At 34.4% G+C, this 430-nt stretch carries 2 protein-coding genes; both read right to left on the reverse strand.

Annotated elements, in window-relative coordinates:
• The coding region (locus DK926_RS26390; RefSeq protein WP_114332842.1) for an XRE family transcriptional regulator at positions 1–208 on the reverse strand (208 nt) is incomplete at its 3' end.
• On the reverse strand, positions 195–430 hold a 236-nt coding region (locus DK926_RS26395), incomplete at its 5' end, for a hypothetical protein (protein WP_114332843.1). The genes DK926_RS26395 and DK926_RS26390, both read right to left, overlap by 14 nt.

A 430-nucleotide genomic window follows, 5' to 3' on the forward strand; every position in this document is an offset into this window, starting at 1 on the left:
AGAGCACGTATTCAGGATGTTCTCCTGCAAGTAACAAAAGAAACTCAAACTCAACCAGTGACAGACTTTGACTGTTTTGAGTATTAACTTCCTCTTTTTTCTGCCAGGTTCTTAGCCCAACACCATAAATATGACTGCATTCCTTTTGTGTTAATCCTGCTTTTAAACGTAATTTTTTTACATTTTCAGGTGTATTATCGGGTTTCATTTAACATAAACTCCTTAATTAAATTCTTAACTGGCGTCTCATCGTCTTCCCTTAATCCGGCACACGTAAAATTAATATGTTGTAATTCATTCTCATTCAGTACGGCATCATACAATGTAATTTTCGTAGTTTTGTTCCCGATTTTAACATTTGTTCTGGCTTTTATCCTTTTTGTAAGCCTGTAATTGTCACCTTCTTTTTCAAGAAAATAAGTCACATCAC

The organism is Rhodococcus sp. Eu-32 (assembly GCF_003336925.1).
Classification (GTDB): domain Bacteria; phylum Actinomycetota; class Actinomycetes; order Mycobacteriales; family Mycobacteriaceae; genus Rhodococcoides; species Rhodococcoides kyotonensis_B.